This window comes from Streptomyces sp. NPDC037100 (genome assembly GCF_055606225.1).
In genome coordinates this window covers 13,608-34,043 of the sequence record NZ_JBVJSX010000023.1, presented here as the reverse complement: position 1 = coordinate 34,043, position 20,436 = coordinate 13,608, and the positions used below count along the sequence as shown (strand labels likewise).

Below are 20,436 nucleotides of genomic sequence, written 5' to 3'. Positions count from 1 at the left end.
ATCGCCGACGGCGGCTACCCGGGCACCGGATTGGTCATCCCGCACCGTCGGCAGCGCGGCCAGACCGAACTCCCGGACTGGAAAGAGGACCTCAATAGGTCCCACAAGCACGTCCGCGCCCGGGTCGAGCACGTCTTCGCCCGCATGAAGACCTGGAAGATCCTCCGCGACTGCCGCCTCAAAGGCGACGGCGTCCACCACGCCATGCTCGGCATCGCCCGCATGCACAACCTCGCCCTCGTCGGATAGACCAGCGGGCCGCACCGCAGCCGACCATGCCTGAGACGACTCGGAGATCATTTACGGGACAGCTCTTAGGGGATGTAGCGGCGAAAACCCTCTGCCAGAGCTTCAAAACCGCACGCCTTGTAAAAGGTGTGGACGTACTCGTCGTCCGCGGCAAGGAGCTGAAGCTTGTAGCAGCCCGCTGACTCAGCCAGCCGCACAGCAGTCTCCATCAGCTGACGGCCGACACCGCTCCGCTGGAAGGAGCGGGCCACCACGACGTTCTCCACGAACAGGATGGCCCTGCCCCCGCGCGTGAAGTTCGGCACGATGATGCAGTCCGCCGTTCCGACCACGGTGCCGTCGGCATCAGCCACCAGGATCGTACGTCCCTGCTGCCTTGATATGGCCGCCCAGATGGTGTCTGCGGACGCCTGAGGCAACGGCGCATCGTCCGGGTTCAATTCGCTGTACAGAGCGAGCAACGCTGACACGTCCGCCTCGGCTGCTGACCGCACATGGATCTTCATGCGCTGAGCCTAGGACGCACACAGCCGTTCAGCGGCGGCAGTTGCTCGCCTCGCCCATGCAACTGCTCCGGGTCACAGGCCTCAGCCCGCCGGCGGCACACCCCTCAGAACCCCTCGTCCCCGAGAAACTCCGCGTCCTCCCCCTCTTCCTCCAGCGCCTGCCGGACCACCCGCAGCGCCATGCCCTCGGGGTAGCCCTTGCGGGCGAGCATGCCCGCGAGGCGGCGGAGGCGTTTGTCCCGGTCGAGTCCGCGGGTGGAGCGGAGCTTGCGTGCGACGAGCTCGCGTGCGGTCTCCTCCTCCTGCTCGGAGTCGAGCTGGGAGACCGCCTCGTCGATCAGCGTCGCATCGACGCCCTTGGTTCGCAGCTCCCGGGCGAGCGCACGCCGGGCGAGTCCTCTGCCGTGGTGGCGGGACTCGACCCAGGCGTCCGCAAAGGCACTGTCGTTGATGAGGCCGACCTCTTCGAACCGTGAGAGCACCTCCTCGGCGGCATCGTCCGGGATCTGCCGCTTGCGCAGGGCGTCGGCGAGTTGCTTACGGGTCCGTGGGGTCCCGGTGAGCAGGCGCAGGCAGATCGCCCGAGCCCGCTCGACCGGGTCCCCCGGAGGTGCCTCCTGCTCGGCCCTCGACGAGGAAAGGGCACCTCCGTCCTCGGTATCGGCCGCCGCCTCACCGAAGCCACGCCGACGACGACCCCGCCTGCCGCGCGGCCCGCCGTCACGCGAGCCGCCTCTGGGTGAGCCGCCCCCGTGCGGCCCGGTGTCGTCCCCGTCTCCGTACAGCCGGTCGCCCTCGAGTGGGGTGTCCCCGGAGCCGTCCACCTCGTCCACGGCCGAGGCCGGGTCGCCTCCGGTGCCCCTCCCCCGTGGGGCACCGGAGGCGGCGTACTCGTACTCCGCCCAGTCGGTTCGCCGTGTCACAGGTCAGCTCTTGGCTGCGGCGGCCTTGGACTTGGCGGTCTTGGCCGGTGCCGGGGCCGGGACAGCCGGTGCCGCGTCGGCCGGTGCGGAGGCTGCGGCGTCCGTACCCGGCTCGGCGGCCGGCTCCTCGGGGCGCACGCCGACGCCCAGCTTCTCCTTGATCTTCTTCTCGATCTCGTTGGCCAGGTCGGGGTTGTCCTTGAGGAAGTTGCGCGCGTTCTCCTTGCCCTGGCCGAGCTGGTCGCCCTCGTACGTGTACCAGGCGCCGGCCTTGCGGACGAAGCCGTGCTCCACGCCCATGTCGATCAGACCGCCCTCGCGGCTGATGCCCTGGCCGTAGAGGATGTCGAACTCGGCCTGCTTGAAGGGCGGCGCGACCTTGTTCTTGACGACCTTGCAGCGGGTGCGGTTGCCGACCGCCTCCGTGCCGTCCTTCAGGGTCTCGATGCGGCGGATGTCGATGCGCACCGAGGCGTAGAACTTCAGCGCCCGGCCACCGGTCGTGGTCTCGGGGGAGCCGAACATCACGCCGATCTTCTCGCGGAGCTGGTTGATGAAGATGGCGGTGGTCTTGGACTGGTTGAGCGCGCTGGTGATCTTCCGCAGGGCCTGGCTCATCAGGCGGGCCTGCAGACCGACGTGGCTGTCGCCCATCTCGCCCTCGATCTCCGCGCGTGGGACGAGCGCGGCGACGGAGTCGATGACGATGAGGTCGAGGGCACCGGAGCGGACCAGCATGTCCACGATCTCCAGGGCCTGCTCGCCGTTGTCCGGCTGGGAGAGGATGAGGTTGTCGATGTCGACGCCGAGCTTCTTCGCGTACTCGGGGTCGAGTGCGTGCTCCGCGTCGACGAAGGCGACCTGGCCTCCGGCCTTCTGCGCGTTGGCCACCGCGTGCAAGGTGAGGGTGGTCTTACCGGAGGATTCCGGTCCGTAGATCTCGACGACACGGCCGCGGGGCAGGCCGCCCACGCCGAGAGCCACGTCGAGGGCGGTGGATCCGGTCGAGATGACCTCGATGGGCTCCTTGGTCCGGTCGCCCATGCGCATGACCGCGCCCTTGCCGAATTGCCGTTCAATCTGTGCGAGCGCGGCATCCAGGGCCTTCTCGCGGTCGGTTCCTGCCATGGGTTCCACCCGATTTGCTTGAGTCGATCGCTTCACGTCAAAGACGCTAACGCCTGCCACTGACAACGCGCCCCGACGCACGTCCGGCCTGTGGATAACTCGGGCATTTCTCTACCCAAAGTACGTCGAAATGACCTTCGTTGAGCCTCGCCGGTGCCTCCATAAGAATGGATGTTCGATTTTGGTGTCAAGCGCACCACGCGGCACATCCGGAACCGAGCCGGTGCCGTCCGTTCCGTGTCCCGGCACCTGCCGTGGGCCTTCCCCCTGGGGCCGGCTCCATGCTTCGGGCAGGCTGCCGCCCGATCGCCGGCGGCCTGATCAGATCGCCGGCGGCAAGGTCAGGAGGAGTCCTGCCCGGGCCCCCGGCCCTGTGGCCGTTCCGCCTCGCGGCGCCGTTCCCACCCTCCCCTCGCACGCGCGAGCAGGCCCGGCCCCTCTCCCCGTCGCCGGTGGCCGTGCACCCGGGGGTCGTCCGTGACGTCGTAGCGCTTGACGTACGCCCCGAGGAATGCCTGGAGCGTGGCGATGGCGGGGATGGCGATCAGCGCGCCGACGGCACCGAGGAGGGCTGTGCCGGCGATGACCGAGCCGAAGGCGACGGCGGGGTGGATGTCGACGGTCTTGGAGGTCAGCTTGGGCTGCAGCACGTAGTTCTCGAACTGCTGATAGATCACGACGAAGACCAGCACCCACAGCGCGTACCAGGGATCCACCGTGAACGCGATCAGCATGGGCAGGGCGCCCGCCAGGTACGTGCCGATGGTGGGGATGAACTGCGACACCAGGCCCACCCACACGGCGAGCACGGGTGCGTAGGGCACGTCCAGGGCCTGGAGCAGGACGAAGTGCGCCACGCCGGAGATCAGCGCCATCAGACCGCGGGAGTAGATGTAGCCGCCGGTCTTGTTCACGGCGATCTCCCACGCGCGCAGCACCTCCGCCTGGCGGGCGGGCGGCAGGACCGAGCAGATCGCGCGGCGCAGCCGCGGGCCGTCAGCGGCGAAGTAGAACGAGAACAGGGCGATCGTGAGCAGCTGGAAGAGGCCGCCGATGACCTGGGCCGACACGTCCAGGACGCCGGTGGCGCTGTTCTGGACGTAGTTGCGCAGCCAGTCGGAGCGGAGCAGGCCCTCCTGGATGTCGACGCGCTTCAGGTCGGTCTTGAAGTGCGTGTTGATCCAGTGGATGACGGAGTCGAGGTACTCGGGGAAGCCCTCGATCAGCTTGATGATCTGGTCCGCGAGGACGGAACCGAGCAGGGTGACGAAACCTGCCGACACGATCATCACGCCGATGAAGACGATGAACGCGGCGAGCCCTCTGCGCAAGCCGCGCGAGGCCATCCAGCTCACCGCGGGCTCTATCGCGAGCGCCAGGAAGAACGCGATGAGGATGTTGACCAGCAGACCGGTGAGCTGGTGGAAGGCCCAGCTGCCCAACTGGAACACCGCGACGAGGGCGAGCGCGAGCACCATGGCGCGGGGCAGCCAGCGCGGCATGCGGCCGTTCGCACCGGCCCCGCCGACCGGAGGCCGGACAGGCGGTGTCGTACCGGAAGCTGAGGACTGCTGGGCTGCCTGCCCGGTCTCGTCAGTGGGTGTCACGGTCCAAGTCTCGCCCACGCCGCAGACAGCCGTCTGCCCGGCTGCGATCTTCGTGACCGGTCAGCGTCGTCGGGGACGGACCGGCCTGGTCGGCGGGTGTTCCCTTGGGCCGGCCGCCCGGCCCGGCCGGTGGTCTGTGAGGCCGGCCGGCCTCGTCGGCCGACGGTCTCCGGGGCTCACCCGGCAACGGTCAGCGCCTCTCCCGGGGCACGTCCATCACCGAGCAGACCACCTGCCAGACCTCCTTGGCGTCCCAGCCGGCCGCCAGCGCCTCGTGCACCGTGCGCCCGCCGAGCTCGGACATCACGTGGTCGCGCGCGAAGGTTTCGGCGTAGCCAGGACCGAAGTGCTCCGCCATCCGCTGCCAGAAGACCGTCAACCGCATGACTCCAGTATCCCGCCCCTGGGGGTGGGCCTGAGCCGGGACCGCCTGCCGGCGCAGGCTTCGCGCCCTACGGTCTGACCCATGGCCGAATCAGGAGCTACCGAACTGCCCCCGACGCCCCCGCCGCACAGCCCCGTCACGCGCGCGGAGCGTTTCGTCTGGCTCACCGCGCGCGTGCTCGAGCAGCGCCGCTTCGCCCACCACTTCCGGGGCGCCGCCGCGGATCCGGTGGAGACCGCCCTGGACGCCTACCGGAACGAGGACGGCGGGTACGGCCACGCGCTGGAGCCCGATCTGCGCGGCCCGGTCAGCCAGCCGCTGCACACCGCGCACGCACTGCGTGTTCTGGACGCGGTCGGACGTTGCGCCGGCCAGCGGGTGGAACGCATGTGCCGCTACCTGACGTCCGTCTCGACCGCGGACGGCGCCCTCCCGGCGATCCACCCCAGCCAGCGCGGTTACCCCACGGCCCCCTTTGTGACGGTGGTGGACGACCCGCCCAGCGACCTGCTGGCCACCGGGCCGGTGGTGGGCCTGCTGCACCGCAACGAGGTGTGGCACGCGTGGCTCTTCCGGGCCACGGACTTCTGCTGGCGGGCGGTCGAGTCCCTGGAGACGCCGCACCCGTACGAGGTCGAGGCCGCCGTGGTGTTCCTGGACTCCGCCCCGGACCGCCCGCGCGCGCAGGCGGCCGCCGACCGTCTCGGCCGCCTGGTCCGCAAGCACCGCCTCGCGGCCCTGGACCCCGACGACCTGGACGCCTACCCGGTCTCTCCCGGCTACGCCCCGGGGGAGCACCATTTCCCGTACGACTACGCGCGGACACCGCGCTCGCTCGCGCGCGCGTGGTTCACGGACGACGAGATGGCCCGGTCCCTGGACCACCTGGCGGCGCAGCAACAGGAGGACGGCGGCTGGCCCGTCCGGTGGCGCCACTGGGCACCGGCCCCGGCTCTCGAGGCACGCCCGCTCGTGACGATCGAGGCCCTGCGCGTGCTCAGCGCGTACGGCCGCGTCATCGACTGATCATCCCGCTCCCATGGCCCTCACCCCCGCGGTCACCAGCACGGCCGTGGCGACGACGAGGAGGAACGGGGCGCGCAGCACCAGCGCCACGGCGGCGGCGGCGAGTCCGGCGGCTCTCGCGTCCAGCACCAGTGTCTGCCCGTCGGCGAAGGTCTGCTGGGCGGTGAGGGCCGCCAGCAGCGCGACGGGAAGCAGGGCGGCGAGACGCTTGACGAGAGGCCGCTCCAGGGCCCCAGCGGGCACGAGGAGGCCCGCCAGCTTGACGGCGTAGCATCCGAGGGCGGTCGCACCGATCGCGATCCAGACGTTCACCGCTCTTCCCCCTGCCCCTTGCGCCGGCCGTCCGCCCAGAGCACCACCGGCGCCGCCAGCGCGGCCAGCAGCACCGGCACTCCGGCGGGCAGCACCGGCAGCAGTCCGAGCCCCAGCAGCACGGCGAGCCCGGCGACGGCCCGCTCGGTGCCGGTCTTCAGCATCGGCGCGAGCAGTGCCAGGAACACCGCGGGCCCGGCGACGTCCAGGCCCCACGCGTCGGTGTCGCCGATCGCCTCGGCACCCAGGGCACCGAGCAGCGTGGTGAGGTTCCACAGGAGGTAGAGGCTCAGCCCGGTCACGACGAACCCGAGCCGCGCGGCACGCCGGGTGGGCTGGGCGAGTGCGACGGCGGCCGTCTCGTCGATCACCCACTGGGCGGCGAACGGCCGCACCACGCGCGGGAGGGACAGCAACTGCGAAAGACGCAGGCCGTAGAAGGCGTTCCGCACACCCAGGAAGAAGGCGCCGGCGGTCGCCGTGAACGGGCTGCCCCCGGCCGCGAGGGCCCCCACCAGGGCGAACTGGGACGCCCCGGTGAACACCAGAAGACTGAGCGCGCACGTCTGCGGCAGCGTGAGTCCGCTGCCGACCGATGTCACGCCGAAGGCGAAGCCGGACAGCCCGACGGCCACCCCGACCCCGAGGGCGTCTCGTACGACCGTCCGATCCGTCTTCCCGCCTATGTCTGCGTCTTCGAGAGATGTCCTGTCTGCCACGCCCCGCACGCTACGGGAAGCCGCTACCCGAGGTCTTGTACGTTCTTGCGCTCCCGCTGGTAGGCCCCGGGAGGCACGCCGACCATCCGGCTGAAGTGCCGGTTGAGATGCGGCTGGTCGGTGAACCCGACGGCCATGGCCGCCTCGGAGGGAGTCGTCCCCGTGTCCAGCAGCCGCCGCGCTCGCCGTACCCGCGCGTCCGTGAGCCACGCGTGGGGCGGCATCCCGTAGACGTTCCGAAAGGCCCGCAGCAGGGCGAACGGGCTGGTCCCGAGGTCGGCCGCCAGCCGCGCGAGGGTCGGCGGACATGCCATCCGCTCCTCCAGCACATCACGCGCGCGTGCCGCGATCCGGGCTCCCGCCGTCCGCACCTCCCGCCGCGGCATGGGCCCGCCGTTCAACCGCAGCAACCTGGTCACGACGACCCGCAGCAGCGTGTCCGCGGCCAGCGCGTTGCCCTCGTCGGCGGCCCGCAGCACCTGATGGACCAGCCCTCCGACGTAGGGATCGTCCACCACCGGGCTGACGAACCCCGGGGTCCCACGCAGCCCTGTCGTCTCGGCCGCGATCTCGGCGACCACGTCGACCGGCGGGTACACGGCCCCGTACCGCCACCCTTCGGGCACCCCGGCCCGTCCGGTGTGCGGCGTATCGGGATTCACCAGTGCGAGAGCCCCGGCTCCCGCGTACTGGTCACCCCCGCCGTGGTGGAAGACCTCCACGCCGTCGGCGATGGCGGCGATCACGAAGTTCTCGTGCGTGTGCCGCACGAACGTCTTGTGCACGTACCGGGCCCGCAGCAGATCGACTCCGGGCAGCTCGCCGTACTGCCAGTGCCGTGCGCGCTCGTCCATAGGCCCATTGTCCGTGGCCGTGCACGCCCCGGCGCCCCCGCGGCGGCCCGGCGGTGGCCGCACTCGCGGCGAAACGGCAGGCCAGGAGGCGTCGAGGCCCTGTTGTCAGTGCCGAGGTGCACGATGGACGCATGCCCAGCAATGCGCAGCGAGCCCTGGACGGCTTCTCCCCCGCGACCCGAGCCTGGTTCACGGGTGCCTTCTCCGCGCCCACCTCGGCCCAGGCCGGTGCGTGGCAGGCCATCCACGAGGGCTCGGACGTGCTGGTCGTCGCCCCCACCGGCTCCGGCAAGACCCTGGCCGCATTCCTGGCGGCTCTGGACCAGCTGGCCTCGGCGCCTCCCCCCGCCGACCCCAAGAAGCGCTGCCGTGTCCTGTACGTCTCCCCGCTGAAGGCCCTGGCGGTGGACGTCGAGCGCAACCTGCGCAGCCCTCTGACGGGCATCCGGCAGGAGTCGGTACGCCTCGGCCTGCCCGAACCCGAGGTCAGGGTGGGCATCCGCTCGGGAGACACCCCCGCCGCCGAGCGCCGCGCCCTGTCGACCCGCCCGCCGGACATCCTGATCACGACCCCGGAATCACTGTTCCTGATGCTGACGTCGGCCACGCGCGACGCACTGGCGGGCGTGGAGACGGTGATCCTCGACGAGGTGCACGCGGTCGCCGGCACCAAGCGTGGCGCCCATCTCGCGCTCTCCCTGGAGCGGCTGGACGACCTCCTCCCGAAGCCCGCCCGCCGCATCGGCCTCTCCGCGACGGTCCGCCCCGTGGACGAGGTGGCCCGCTTCCTCTCGCCCCGCCGCAAGGTGGAGATCGTCCAGCCGGAGTCCGGCAAGGAGTTCGACCTGTCCGTGGTCGTCCCGGTCGAGGATCTGGGCGAGCTGGGCGGTTCCCCGGTCGCGGACGGCCAGGAAGGCGCCGAGCGCCCGTCCATCTGGCCGCATGTGGAGGAGCGGATCGCCGACCTCGTCCAGTCCCACCGCTCCACGATCGTCTTCGCCAACTCCCGCCGCCTCGCGGAGCGCCTCTGCAACCGGCTGAACGAGATCGCGTACGAACGGGCCACGGGCGAGACCCTCGACGAGCACCACTCTCCGGCCGAGCTCATGGGCGGCTCCGGAGCGGCCCAGGGCGCCCCGCAGGTCATCGCCCGCGCCCACCACGGCTCGGTGTCCAAGGAGCAGCGCGCCCTGGTCGAGGAGGACCTCAAGGCGGGCCGGCTGCCCGCGGTCGTGGCCACGTCCAGTCTCGAACTGGGCATCGACATGGGTGCGGTGGACCTGGTCGTGCAGGTGGAGTCGCCGCCCTCCGTCGCTTCCGGACTGCAGCGGGTCGGCCGGGCGGGGCACCAGGTGGGCGCGGTCTCCACCGGTGTGGTCTTCCCGAAGTACCGCGGCGACCTGGTGCAGGCGGCGGTGGTCACCGAGCGCATGCGCACCGGCTCCATCGAGTCCCTCAAGGTCCCGGCCAATCCCCTGGACGTCCTGGCGCAGCAGGTGGTCGCCATGACGGCCCTGGACACCTGGCAGTTCGACGACCTCCTCGCCGCCGTCCGCCGGGCCGCCCCGTTCGCCTCGCTTCCCGAGTCGGCCTTCACGGCGGTCCTCGACATGCTGGCGGGCCGCTACCCGTCCGACGCGTTCGCGGAGCTGCGTCCGCGCGTGGTGTGGGACCGGGTCACCGGCGAGATCACCGGCCGCCCCGGCGCACAGCGCCTCGCCGTCACCTCCGGCGGCACGATCCCCGACCGCGGTCTCTTCGGCGTCTTCCTCGCGGGCGCCGATCCCAAGAAGGGCGGCGGCCGGGTCGGCGAGCTCGACGAGGAGATGGTCTACGAGTCCCGTGTGGGCGACGTCTTCACCCTGGGCACCAGCTCCTGGCGCATCGAGGACATCACCCGGGACCGTGTTCTGGTCTCCCCCGCCCCGGGCGTGCCGGGTCGGCTGCCCTTCTGGAAGGGAGACCAGCTGGGCCGCCCGCTGGAACTGGGCCGGGCCGTGGGCGCGTTCCTGCGCGAGGTCGGGTCGCTGCCCGAGGACGACGCGCGCCTGCGTCTCCTCGCCGCCGGGCTGGACGCGTGGGCGGCGGACAACGTGCTGTCGTACCTGGAAGAGCAGCGTGAGGCCTGCGGTCACATCCCGGACGACCGGACGATCGTCGTGGAGCGCTTCCGCGACGAGCTCGGCGACTGGCGCGTGGTCGTGCACTCCCCCTTCGGGGCCCAGGTGCACGCCCCCTGGGCGCTCGCGCTCGGTGCCAAGCTCTCCGAGCGGTACGGCATGGACGCGCAGGTCATGCACGCCGACGACGGCATCGTGCTGCGGCTGCCGGACGCCGACCTGATGGGCCTGGACCTGCTGGACCAGGAGCCGGTCACGATGGGCCGCGAGTACGACGCCGAGCAGGCCCCCGTGGGCGCGGCGGACGTCGTCTTCGACAAGGGTGAGGTCGACCAGGTCGTCACCGACCAGGTGGGCAGCTCGGCCCTGTTCGCGTCCCGGTTCCGCGAGTGCGCCGCCCGTGCGCTGCTGCTGCCGCGCCGCAACCCGGGCAAGCGGACCCCGCTGTGGCAGCAGCGTCAGCGCGCCTCGCAGCTGTTGCAGGTGGCGAGCGAGTTCGGTTCGTTCCCGATCGTTCTGGAGGCGGTCCGCGAGTGCCTCCAGGACGTCTTCGACGTGCCCGGTCTCGTCGAGCTGATGGGCGACCTGGAGTCCCGCAGGGTGCGCTTGGTCGAGGTCACCACCGCCGAACCGTCGCCCTTCGCGCGCTCGCTCCTCTTCGGTTACGTCGCCCAGTTCCTGTACGAGGGTGACTCCCCGCTGGCCGAGCGCCGCGCCGCCGCCTTGTCGCTGGACTCGCGGCTGCTGGCCGAGCTGCTGGGCCAGGCGGAGCTGCGCGAGCTGCTCGACGCGGAGGTGCTGACCGAGCTGGAGCGGGAGCTCCAGTGGCTCACCGAGGACCGCCGCGTCAAGGACGCCGAAGGCGTCGCGGACCTCCTTCGCCTGCTCGGCCCGCTCACGGACACGGAGCTCGCCGAGCGGGGCGCCGAGCCGCAGTGGGCGCAGGAGCTCGCCGGTGCCCGCCGCGCCATCCGGGTCCGTGTCGCGGGCGCAGACCACTGGGCGGCGATCGAGGACGCGGGCCGCCTGCGCGACGCGCTGGGCACAGCCCTGCCGGTCGGCGTCCCGGAAGCCTTCACGGAGCCCGTCAAGGATCCGCTCGGCGACCTCCTCGCGCGCTACGCCCGCACCCACGGCCCGTTCACCTCGGTCACGGTCGCCGCGCGCTTCGGACTGGGCGTCGCCGTCACCGAGGGCGCCCTCCAGCGGCTCGCGGCGGCGGGACGGGTCGTCCAGGGCGAGTTCCACCCGGCCGGGATCGGCCAGGAGTGGTGCGACGCGGCTGTGCTGCGCCGGCTGCGCCGCCGCTCCCTGGCGGCCCTGCGGCACGAGCTGGAGCCGGTGCCACCGGCCGCGCTCGCCCAGTTCCTCCCCCAGTGGCAGCACATCGGCAAGGGGCACTCGCTGCGCGGCATCGACGGACTGGTCCGGGCCATCGAGCAGATCCAGGGCGCGTCCGTGCCGGCCTCCGCCCTGGAGAAGCTGGTGCTGCCCTCCCGGGTCGTGAACTACACCCCGGCGATGCTGGACGAGCTGACCGCGGCCGGAGAGGTGGTCTGGGCCGGGGCGGGCTCCCTCCCCGGCAAGGACGGCTGGGTCTCCCTCTATCTGGCGGACGCGGCCCCCCTGCTCCTGCCGCCCCCGCACCCTCTGGAGCTGACCGCCCTGCACCAGTCCGTCCTGGACACCCTCTCCGGCGGCTACGGCCTGTTCTTCCGCCAGATCGCCGACCAGGTCCGCGCCACCACCCACCCCGAGGCAACCGATCCCCAACTGGCTGACGCCCTTTGGGACCTGGCCTGGTCCGGCCGCCTGACGAACGACACGCTCACCCCCATGCGCTCCCTGCTCGGCTCGGGCCGCACCGCCGGCTCCACGGCCCACCGCGCCAAGCGCTCCGTCCCGCGCGGCCGCTACGGTTCCCTGACGGCCGCGGCCCGGACCTCGTCCCGCTCCGGCCCGCCGACGGTGGCCGGCCGCTGGTCGCTGCTCCCGGCCCACGAACCGGACCCCACCGTGCGCGCCCACGCGCTCGCCCGCACCCTCCTCGACCGGCACGGCGTGGTCACCAGGGGCGCGGTCTCGGCGGAGGGCGTCGAGGGCGGCTTCTCGGCGACGTACCGGGTCCTGTCCGTCTTCGAGGAAAGCGGCCAGGCCCGCCGCGGCTATGTGGTGGAGGGCCTCGGCGCCGCACAGTTCGCGATGGACGGCGCGGTGGACCGCCTGCGCGCGGTGTCGAACGCCCGCGACCGCGGCGCGGACCTGCCCGGTCCGCTTCCCGGCTCGGAGCCCGACCCGTTCCCCGCCCATGACTTCGCCGCCCCGGACGACTCGGTCCCCTCCCTCGGCCACACCGGCGACCCCAGGCCCGACGGCTTCCCCGACCAGGCCCCCTCGTACGACATCCCGAAGCCGTCCCCGGGTGAGTGGGTCTCGCCACGCGACTACGCCCCGCAGGCCGCCCCGCCCTGGCAGAACGGTGGTCGCGGCGGATACGACCAGGGCTTCGCGGGCCGCCGTACCCGCCCCGACGGCGCGTCCCGGGCCGTCGTTCTCGCCGCCGCCGACCCGGCGAACGCGTACGGCGCCGCCCTGCCCTGGCCCGAACCACCGAGCGGCGCCGGGCACAAGCCGGGCCGTAAAGCGGGCTCCCTGGTGGTCCTGGTCGACGGTGAGCTGACGCTCTACATGGAGCGCGGTGGCAAGACCCTGCTGGCCTGGCCCGCCCACCCGGACGGCGATCCCGCCGACGACCCCCGGCTGCACAGCGCCGCGGAGGCCCTCGCCGCGGCAGCCCGCGCGGGTTCCCTCGGCACGGTCACGGTGGAGCGCGTCAACGGCGCCCAGGCCCTCACCTCCCCCATCGGCACCCTCCTGGAAGGAGCAGGTTTCATCGCGACCCCCCGAGGGCTGCGCCTGCGTGCATGACGGCCGGGCACCCGCAGCCGCTCCGGCCGAGCGTGCGGCGTTCGTGCCACCCTTGACCCATGCCCGAAGGTGACACGGTCTGGCAGGCCGCGAGGCGGTTGGACGACGCCCTCGCGGGCAAGGTGCTGACCCGCAGCGACCTCAGGGTGCCCCGTTTCGCCACGGCCGATCTCACGGGCCGCGCGGTCCTGGACGTCACCGCGCGCGGCAAGCACCTCCTCACCCGCATCGAAGGTGGTCTGACCCTCCACTCCCACCTGCGGATGGACGGCTCCTGGAAGGTGTACGGGAACGGCCAGCGCTGGAGCGGCGGTCCCGGCCATCAGATCCGCGCGATCCTCGGCAACACCGACCGCACGGCCGTCGGCTACCGCCTGCCCGTCCTGGAGCTCCTGCGCACGGCCGACGAGCTTCGCGCGGTCGGCCATCTCGGCCCCGACCTTCTGGGCCCGGACTGGGACCCCGACCAAGCCCTCGCCAACGTCCTCCAGGACCCCGCCCGCGAGCTCGGCGAGGCCCTGCTCGACCAGCGCAACCTCGCGGGCATCGGCAATGTCTACAAGAGCGAGCTCTGTTTCCTGCTCGGCGTCAGCCCCTGGCTCCCGGCCGGTGCCCTGCCCGCCGACCGCGCCGAGCAACTGCCCGCGCTCGCGAAGAAGCTGCTGGAGACCAACCGCGACCGTCCGATCCGCAGCACGACGGGCCGCCGCGGCCAGGACCTCTTCGTCTACGGCCGCGCCCCCCGCCCCTGTCTGCGGTGCCGCACCTCGATCCGCGTCGCGGACCAGGGCGACGGCTCCCGCGAACGCCCCACCTACTGGTGCCCCACCTGCCAGCCGGGGCCCGCCCCCGCCACCACCCGGCGCCGCCGCACTGATTGACGACTCGTCAGAAACGCTCGTACGGTCCCTGTATGCCCGTCACGGCGTACGACCTCACCGGCCGCAGCGTCTTCGTCACCGGCGCGGCGAGCGGCATCGGCCGCGCCGCGGCCCTTCTGCTCGCCGAGGCGGGGGCGAAGGTGCACTGCGCCGACCGTGACGCCGGAGGCCTGCACGAGACGGCGACCCTGATCGAGGACAGCGGCGGAACCGCCCGCACTCACCTTCTCGACGTCACCGACCGGTCCGGGCTGAAGCAGGCACTCACCTCCTGCGAGCGCCTGGACGCCCTGGCCGCGGTCGCCGGGATCATGCACAGCAGCCCTGTGCTGGAGACCCGGGACGAGGACCTCGACCGCGTGCTCGACGTGAACTTCAAGGGAGTCCTGTACGCCTGCCAGGAGGCCGCCCGCCTGATGATCGCCCAGGGCACCCGGGGCAGCATCGTCACCATGGCCTCCGGCGCCGTCGACACCGGCGGTCCCGGGCTGCTCTGCTACGGCGTCGCCAAGGCAGCGGTGGTCCAGCTGACGAAGACCCTCGCGACGGAGCTGGGCCGGCACGGCATCCGCGTCAACGCGGTCGCCCCGGGCTGGATCCGAACCCCCATGACCGACCGCCACGACAGCGCGTCCCAGGCGCACACGGAGTCCCTCATGGCCCGGCTGTCACCCCTGGGCCGCGTGGGCGAGCCCGAGGACATCGCTCACGCCATCCTCCACCTGGCCTGCGACGCCTCGGCCTTCACCACGGGACAGATACTCCGCCCGAACGGGGGCGTGGCCATGCCGTGGTGAGACGCCCCGGCCGATCACCACACCTCCCCCGGCTCCGCTCCCGCCGCACCCCCGCGTCCCCGCCGCCCGAACGGCACCTGGCCACGCCGTGGCGAGACGCCCCGGCCGATCACCACACCTCCCCCGGCTCCGCTCCCGCCGCACCCCCGCGTCCCCGCCGCCCGAACGGCACCTGGCCATGCCCTGGCGAGACGCCGCCGCCGATCAACCCTCCCTACGCCTCCCCCGACTCAGCCCCCCGCCGCACCCCCGCCCCCGGCCCCCGGCCCCCGGCCCTCCAGATCCTCCGCAGCCGCCCCGCCCCCACAACCCCCCGCGCCTGCCCCTTGGGCACGCAGTGCACGGGCAGCACGCTCAGTCCCCACCCCCCGGCCGCGACCGCCGCCTCCAGCACCCCTGCCTCGGGCACGGCCACCAGCCGGAGCAGGGCCCACCACCACAGCACTCCCAGCCCCAGCGCGGCCCCGCGAACCCCCCAGCGCCGGCTCCCCCAGCCCGCTATTCCCGCCACGGCCGCCACCTCCGGCCCGACGCTATGGCGTTGCCCGGACCCGTCGGCAGGGCGCACCACGGGCACACGGGTGCACCGCTCACCCCAGTCGGGCCGCGCAGCCCACTCAGGCCGCGCACGCGCACACCAACCGCGCCGCACAGCCCTCCGAACCGAGCGGCGGCACCAGTCCCAGCGGCCCCACGAGGCCCACGCGGCTCACATGCCCCGCCGGGTCCGTCGCCCGTTCGCGCTTCCGTCACCCGTTCTCGGCCTGGAACATCCAGTGATGCTTCTCCAGGTCCGCCGTGATCCCGATGAAGATGTCCTGGCTCACCGGATCCGGCTCGCCGGTCGCCTCGACCCGCTCCCGCATCCGAGCGATCACCGCTCCCAGTGCTTCGACCAGCGTTCCCACGGCGGTCATGTCGTCGACCCAACCCTCGGGTGTCACACCGATCCCGCTGCCGACGGCCACCGTCGCGGCACGCCCGTCGGGAGAGATACCGAGAGCCGCGGACCGTTCGGCCACGGTGTCGGAGTACTTCCGCGCGGTGTCGACCACCTCGTCGAGCTGGAGGTGCACGGAACGGAAGCGCGGCCCCACCACGTTCCAGTGGATCTGCTTCGCCACGAGGGCGAGATCCACCAGATCGACGAGGGCACCTTGCAGCGCCTCGGACACGGTCTTCAGGTTCGCGTCCGACAACGGGCTCTTCACGACGTACATCCGCACCTCCGAGGACTGCCCCCGCCATCCCCTCAACGATGACCGCCGCACGCCATACCGGCAAACGCACGCAAAACAGACACGGCACCCGCGTGACGGCTCAGCCGGGCCCACGCAAGCGAAAACCCCGGGCGACACCTCTCCGGATCTCCCGGAGAGGCCCGGCCGGGGCCTCACCACTTCTCGGCGCCTGGTCGGCGCCGCTCGCCTTATGCCGCGTATGCGTGAAGCCTCACGCGGCGACGACGTCCACCGCTTCGGCGGGCGCCTTGATGGTCACCCGTTCCGGTGGCACACCGGTCACCGAGACGGAACCCAGCATCGAGCGAACCGGCGTGGGTACAGGCTCGCTGGGGGTGGCCGCAGCAGACTGGGCCAGCTCGGCGAGGGCGAGCTCGTCGCTCACTTCTCGCATGAGCTCGGACATCCGTACGTCCAGCGCGTCGCAGATCGCGGAGAGCAGCTCGGAGGAAGCCTCCTTCTGCCCCCGCTCCACCTCGGAGAGATAGCCGAGTGAGACTCGGGCGGACGAGGAGACTTCGCGCAGAGTACGGCCCTGGCGCTGGCGCTGCCGACGCAGCACGTCACCCAGCAGGCGACGGAGCAGAATCATCGGTGGCTCCCTCCTCGGACCGCGTAGCCGCATCCATTACGCCCCACCGTACCGCCTTGCGCCGCGGCCGTGCGGGGAGCGATGTCGTGTTCACTCAGGGCTGCAAACATCAAAACCCCCCGTTCCGTTCCGTATCCTGTGCCCGCTCATTCCCAGTCTGTTCGCCCGCAAGCCCCTTCAGGAGCAGTGCGAGTACGCTCCGTACACTCTCTCTACGAATTTCCGCGCGGCCGCCGTTCAACCGCAGAGCCTCCACTTTTCCGCCGCCGGCAGAACCCGGATCCGCCGCAACGGGTCCGTCCACGGCGACGAAGACCGTGCCGACGGGTTGTCCGTCCTGCGGCTCGGGGCCCGCGACACCGGTGGTCGCGATGCCCCAGTCGGTGCCGAGCGCCTTGCGCACGCCGGCCGCCATCTGCGCTGCGACCTGCGGATCCACCGCTCCCCGCGTCGCCAGCAGGGCGGCGTCCACATCGAGCAGGTCGTGCTTCAGCTCGGTGGCGTAAGCGGTCACGGAGCCCCGGAAGACCTTGGACGCTCCGGGGACGGACGTGATCTCCGCCGCAACGAGGCCACCGGTCAGCGACTCCGCAACGGCGAGCGTCTCGCCCTTCACCGTGAGTAGTCGCACCACGTCGGTGGCCGTGGAACTCACGCTTCCTTCTCCTCCAACGCGGCCTTGCGCTCGGCGATTCCCTGCCTGCGCAAGACAATGGCCTGTTTCACATAGTCGAGTCCGGTCATCACGGTCAGCACGACCGCCGCGGCCATCACCCACCACCTCAGGGTCGCCAGCCACCCCGTCAGCGCCAGGATGTACATGCCCACGGCTACGCCCTGGGTGAGGGTCTTCAGCTTGCCTCCGCGGCTGGCGGGAATGACGCCGTACCGGATGACCAGAAAACGCAGCAGGGTGATCCCGAGTTCCCTGCCGAGGATGACGCCGGTCACCCACCACGGCAGGTCACCGAGCGCGGAGAGACAGATCAGCGCCGCACCCATGATCGCCTTGTCGGCGATGGGGTCGGCGATCTTCCCGAAGTCCGTGACCAGGTTGTACGTGCGCGCCAGATGACCGTCGAACAGGTCGGTGATCATGGCGATCGCGAAGGCGGCCCAGGCGAGGGACCGCCACGCCGGGTCGTAGCCGTCGTCGGCGAGCATCAGCGCGACGAAGCCCGGTACGAGGACCAGCCGGAGCATGGTCAGGAGGTTGGCGATGTTCCAGACGCTCGCCTGGTTGACGGCCGCGGCAGCGATCTTCCCGCCCCGCGGGGTCTTTCCCTCACCCTGGGCGTCGTCGTCGGCGTCCGCACCCAGGGCGGCCTCACCGACACCGGGCACCGCACCGGCAGCCCCACCGTGCCCCGCCTCAGGCGCCGCGGCATGCCCCGTACCGGACGCCGCGCCCTCGGCGGACCGCGCCGCCGCCCCGGGAGCCTTCCCCGAGACGGCCGAAGTCGTGGCGGCCGCGCCGGCCGCGGCCCTCCTCGCGCCGGAGGCGCCTCCCGCCGCGGATGCCGGGACACCGGTCATCTGCCCGCCTCCTCACTCCACGCAGGCGACGTGAGCGAGCCCTGCAGCGGCTCGGCCACCAGGTCGACACCCTCCGTACCGACCACCTTCGCCTCGACCATACGGCCGATACGCAGACCCGCGCCGCTCGTGAGGAGCACCTGGCCGTCCGTCTCGGGCGCCTGGTGCTCGGCACGGCCGTACACGCCGTCCTCGTCGACGGACTCGACGAGAACCCGCACGGTCTGGCCGACCCGGTCCTCGGCCCGCTGCGAGACGAGCTCCTCCGCCAGGCGCGAGATATGGGCCAGCCGCTCGGCGACGACGTCCTCGTCGAGCTTGTCGTCGTAGGTCGCGGCCTCCGTGCCCTCCTCGTCGGAGTAGCCGAAGACGCCGATGGCGTCCAGCCGCGCGCCGTTCAGGAACCGCTCCAGTTCGGCGAGGTCGGCCTCGCTCTCGCCGGGGAAGCCGACGATGAAGTTCGAGCGGACACCGGCCTCCGGCGCCTTGCTCCGGATGGTGTCGAGGAGCTCCAGGAAGCGGTCGGTGTCGCCGAAGCGGCGCATCGCGCGCAGCACGCCGGGCGCGGAGTGCTGGAAGGACAGGTCGAAGTAGGGCGCGACCTTCGGCGTCGAGGTCAGCACGTCGATGAGTCCGGGCCGCATCTCGGCCGGCTGGAGGTAGCTGACGCGGACGCGCTCGATGCCGTCCACCTCGGCGAGCTCGGGCAGCAGCGACTCCAGCAGGCGGATGTCACCGAGGTCCTTGCCGTAGGAGGTGTTGTTCTCGGAGACCAGCATGATCTCCTTCACGCCCTGCTCGGCCAGCCAGCGCGTCTCGTTGAGCACGTCGCTCGGGCGGCGGGAGATGAAGGAGCCACGGAAGGAGGGGATGGCGCAGAAGGAGCAGCGGCGGTCGCAACCGGAGGCGAGCTTCACGGAGGCGACGGGGGAGCCGTCCAGGCGGCGCCGCAGGGGCGCGCGCGGGCCCGAGGCGGGAGCGAGCCCCTCCGGAAGGTCCGCCGGCGCCACGGCGGGCTCGGCCGGGCCGTGCCCGGGCAGAGCGACCGAGGTGGCCGACTCCTGGCGCTCCGCCGGGCTGATCGGCAGCAGCTTGCGCCGGTCGCGCGGGGTGTGGGAGGCGTGGATGCCGCCGTTGAGGATGGTCTGCAGGCGGTCCGAGATGTCCGAGTAGTCGTCGAACCCCAGTACACCGTCGGCCTCGGGAAGGGCCTCGGCGAGCTCCTTGCCGTACCGCTCGGCCATGCAGCCCACCGCCACGACGGCCTGGGTTCTGCCGTGCCCCTTGAGGTCGTTTGCCTCCAGGAGGGCGTCGACGGAGTCCTTCTTGGCGGCTTCGACGAAGCCGCAGGTGTTCACGACGGCGACGTCCGCGTGCTCGGCGTCCTCCACGAGCTGCCAGCCGTCCGCCTCCAAACGGCCTGCGAGCTCCTCCGAGTCCACCTCGTTACGGGCGCAGCCAAGGGTGACGAGTGCGACGGTACGGCGTTCAGGCATGGACTCAAGACTACTTCGTCCCGCTGACCCCCCACGTCGACGGGGTTGGCCGTTTCCCGGCCAACCCCGTATCAACTGGACCTTTCGGTCTGATCACCCGGCTTCGGGATCGCCCTTCGTGTACGTCAGGCGTTCGACGGACCCCGGCTGGAAGTCCTCCTCGATCTTCTTGCCGTTGACGAAGAGGTCGATCGCGCCGGCGTCCCCGAGGACGAGGTGGACCTTGGAGCTGTCCTGGAAGGTCTTGGTGTCGCCCTGCTTGAGAACGCCGTCGAAGATCATCCGGCCGTTGTGGTCCTTCGCGGCGATCCAGCTTCGGCCGTCGGCGGCGGCCACGCGGACGGTCACCTTGTCCTGCGGCGCGGCGGCGATGGCACTGTCCGACGGCTCGGGTGCGGGGTCGGCGGGCTTCTTGGTCTTGGTGGTCGGAGAGGCCGAGTCGCTGGGCGTGGAGCCCTCGGCCACGTTCGCCTCGTTGCTGCCGTCGTCGCCGCCCTGGAACATCGTGAAGCCGACGAAACCGATCACGGCGACGATCGCGGCGACCATGGCGGCCGTCCAGTTGGGGCCCCGCCGCTCCGGACGGATGCGTTCCGCCTCGAAGAGGGGAGCTGCCGGGGTCGGCGCCGGCCGCCCGCCGTGCTCGTCGCCGTACTGGGCGAGCAGCGGCTCGGGGTCGAGGTGGACGGCCTTGGCCAGGGTCCTGACGTGCCCACGGGCATAGACGTCCCCACCGCAGGGGGAGAAGTCGTCCGCCTCGATCGCGTGCACGATGTTCATGCGGACCCGGGTGGCGCTACTGACGTCGTCGACGGTCAGCCCGGCGGCGATACGAGCCTGCCGCAGGACATGGCCGATGGAGGGGCGGGCTTCCTCGCGGTCTGCTTCGACCTGCTCGTTTTCGAACGGACGCTCGTCTTCAGGGGAGTTGCCGATGGACACGGGGGCGCCTTTCGAGCGTGTAGCCGCCTGTGCTGGAAGTTCAGTCTAGGGGGGTACCAAAAGGGTGGGGCAACCGGGCGGTGTCACTTTGTACGCCATCGGAATGGCCCGACATTCCGATGGTGGGGTCGCTGTTCGTCTCTTCGCTCAACTTGACGTACGCCGAAGGGAAACGGTTGCTCGATGATCGCTTA

The 20,436-nt window shown here is 71.7% G+C and carries 20 protein-coding genes; 5 read left to right on the top strand and 15 right to left on the bottom strand.

Annotated elements, in window-relative coordinates; all coding sequences use genetic code 11:
• On the top strand, nucleotides 1–249 hold a 249-nt coding region (locus ACZ7EG_RS39315), incomplete at its 5' end, for a transposase (RefSeq protein WP_471089598.1).
• A gap of 65 nt (nucleotides 250–314) precedes the next feature.
• Here the strand turns inward: ACZ7EG_RS39315 and ACZ7EG_RS39310 are convergent.
• From ACZ7EG_RS39310 to ACZ7EG_RS39290, 5 genes are all read right to left on the bottom strand, one after another.
• Nucleotides 315–755: a GNAT family N-acetyltransferase gene (locus ACZ7EG_RS39310; RefSeq protein WP_471089595.1), complete on the bottom strand. Its 441-nt coding sequence runs from the start codon at nucleotides 753–755 to the stop codon at nucleotides 315–317.
• Between the two features lie 104 nt (nucleotides 756–859).
• Nucleotides 860–1,678 carry a recombination regulator RecX gene (gene recX, locus ACZ7EG_RS39305; RefSeq protein ID WP_471089593.1) on the bottom strand — a complete coding sequence of 273 codons (819 nt, stop codon included), beginning with the start codon at nucleotides 1,676–1,678 and terminating at the stop codon, nucleotides 860–862.
• Nucleotides 1,679–1,681: 3 nt separating this feature from the next.
• A complete protein-coding gene (gene recA, locus ACZ7EG_RS39300) occupies nucleotides 1,682–2,806 on the bottom strand; it encodes a recombinase RecA (protein WP_362042764.1) in 1,125 nt (374 codons plus the stop codon).
• Nucleotides 2,807–3,147: 341 nt separating this feature from the next.
• Nucleotides 3,148–4,413, bottom strand: coding sequence for an AI-2E family transporter (locus ACZ7EG_RS39295; protein WP_471089589.1), 1,266 nt, complete (start codon nucleotides 4,411–4,413; stop codon nucleotides 3,148–3,150).
• 190 nt (nucleotides 4,414–4,603) lie between these two features.
• On the bottom strand, nucleotides 4,604–4,798 hold the full coding sequence (locus ACZ7EG_RS39290; RefSeq protein ID WP_053671060.1) for a DUF3046 domain-containing protein: 195 nt from the start codon (nucleotides 4,796–4,798) through the stop codon (nucleotides 4,604–4,606).
• Nucleotides 4,799–4,879: 81 nt separating this feature from the next.
• On the opposite strand from ACZ7EG_RS39290, the gene ACZ7EG_RS39285 reads away from it, so the two are divergent.
• Nucleotides 4,880–5,824: a hypothetical protein gene (locus ACZ7EG_RS39285; protein WP_471089585.1), complete on the top strand. Its 945-nt coding sequence runs from the start codon at nucleotides 4,880–4,882 to the stop codon at nucleotides 5,822–5,824.
• On the opposite strand, the gene ACZ7EG_RS39280 is transcribed toward ACZ7EG_RS39285, so the two are convergent.
• Genes ACZ7EG_RS39280 through ACZ7EG_RS39270 form a run of 3 tightly spaced genes read right to left on the bottom strand, consistent with a single transcriptional unit; the run spans nucleotide 5,825 to nucleotide 7,709 of the window.
• Complete coding sequence (locus tag ACZ7EG_RS39280; protein ID WP_471089582.1) at nucleotides 5,825–6,136, bottom strand: AzlD domain-containing protein; 312 nt, start codon at nucleotides 6,134–6,136, stop codon at nucleotides 5,825–5,827.
• Nucleotides 6,133–6,855: an AzlC family ABC transporter permease gene (locus tag ACZ7EG_RS39275; protein WP_471089579.1), complete on the bottom strand. Its 723-nt coding sequence runs from the start codon at nucleotides 6,853–6,855 to the stop codon at nucleotides 6,133–6,135. Before ACZ7EG_RS39275 ends, ACZ7EG_RS39280 begins: the two co-directional genes overlap by 4 nt.
• A gap of 23 nt (nucleotides 6,856–6,878) precedes the next feature.
• On the bottom strand, nucleotides 6,879–7,709 hold the full coding sequence (locus tag ACZ7EG_RS39270; protein WP_471089576.1) for an AraC family transcriptional regulator: 831 nt from the start codon (nucleotides 7,707–7,709) through the stop codon (nucleotides 6,879–6,881).
• Nucleotides 7,710–7,840: 131 nt separating this feature from the next.
• Between ACZ7EG_RS39270 and ACZ7EG_RS39265 the strand changes: the two genes are divergently transcribed.
• From ACZ7EG_RS39265 to ACZ7EG_RS39255, 3 genes are read left to right on the top strand one after another with little or no spacing between them, the layout of a single operon-like run.
• On the top strand, nucleotides 7,841–12,757 hold the full coding sequence (locus tag ACZ7EG_RS39265; protein WP_471089573.1) for an ATP-dependent helicase: 4,917 nt from the start codon (nucleotides 7,841–7,843) through the stop codon (nucleotides 12,755–12,757).
• Nucleotides 12,758–12,816: 59 nt separating this feature from the next.
• Nucleotides 12,817–13,638 (top strand): Fpg/Nei family DNA glycosylase, encoded by an 822-nt coding sequence (locus tag ACZ7EG_RS39260; protein ID WP_471089570.1) that lies wholly within the window; start codon nucleotides 12,817–12,819, stop codon nucleotides 13,636–13,638.
• Between the two features lie 32 nt (nucleotides 13,639–13,670).
• Nucleotides 13,671–14,435 (top strand): SDR family NAD(P)-dependent oxidoreductase, encoded by a 765-nt coding sequence (locus ACZ7EG_RS39255; protein WP_471089567.1) that lies wholly within the window; start codon nucleotides 13,671–13,673, stop codon nucleotides 14,433–14,435.
• A gap of 214 nt (nucleotides 14,436–14,649) precedes the next feature.
• Here the strand turns inward: ACZ7EG_RS39255 and ACZ7EG_RS39250 are convergent, their stop codons facing one another.
• The 7 genes from ACZ7EG_RS39250 to ACZ7EG_RS39220 form a co-directional block, all read right to left on the bottom strand.
• Nucleotides 14,650–14,946, bottom strand: a complete 297-nt coding sequence (locus tag ACZ7EG_RS39250; protein ID WP_471089564.1) for a hypothetical protein — start codon at nucleotides 14,944–14,946, stop codon at nucleotides 14,650–14,652.
• 238 nt (nucleotides 14,947–15,184) lie between these two features.
• Nucleotides 15,185–15,655, bottom strand: coding sequence for a Dps family protein (locus ACZ7EG_RS39245; protein WP_471089561.1), 471 nt, complete (start codon nucleotides 15,653–15,655; stop codon nucleotides 15,185–15,187).
• 232 nt (nucleotides 15,656–15,887) lie between these two features.
• Complete coding sequence (locus ACZ7EG_RS39240; protein ID WP_033314530.1) at nucleotides 15,888–16,268, bottom strand: helix-turn-helix domain-containing protein; 381 nt, start codon at nucleotides 16,266–16,268, stop codon at nucleotides 15,888–15,890.
• 109 nt (nucleotides 16,269–16,377) lie between these two features.
• Nucleotides 16,378–16,923 (bottom strand): CinA family protein, encoded by a 546-nt coding sequence (locus tag ACZ7EG_RS39235; protein ID WP_471089558.1) that lies wholly within the window; start codon nucleotides 16,921–16,923, stop codon nucleotides 16,378–16,380.
• The gene (gene pgsA / locus ACZ7EG_RS39230) at nucleotides 16,920–17,804 is read right to left on the bottom strand and encodes a CDP-diacylglycerol--glycerol-3-phosphate 3-phosphatidyltransferase (protein ID WP_471089555.1); all 885 of its coding nucleotides are present in this window, start codon (nucleotides 17,802–17,804) and stop codon (nucleotides 16,920–16,922) included. The genes ACZ7EG_RS39235 and pgsA overlap by 4 nt, the downstream gene beginning before the upstream one ends.
• Nucleotides 17,801–19,300, bottom strand: a complete 1,500-nt coding sequence (gene rimO / locus ACZ7EG_RS39225) for a 30S ribosomal protein S12 methylthiotransferase RimO (RefSeq protein WP_471089552.1) — start codon at nucleotides 19,298–19,300, stop codon at nucleotides 17,801–17,803. Before rimO ends, pgsA begins: the two co-directional genes overlap by 4 nt.
• Nucleotides 19,301–19,393: 93 nt before the next feature.
• On the bottom strand, nucleotides 19,394–20,242 hold the full coding sequence (locus tag ACZ7EG_RS39220; protein WP_471089549.1) for a helix-turn-helix domain-containing protein: 849 nt from the start codon (nucleotides 20,240–20,242) through the stop codon (nucleotides 19,394–19,396).
• Nucleotides 20,243–20,436 lie beyond the last annotated feature (194 nt).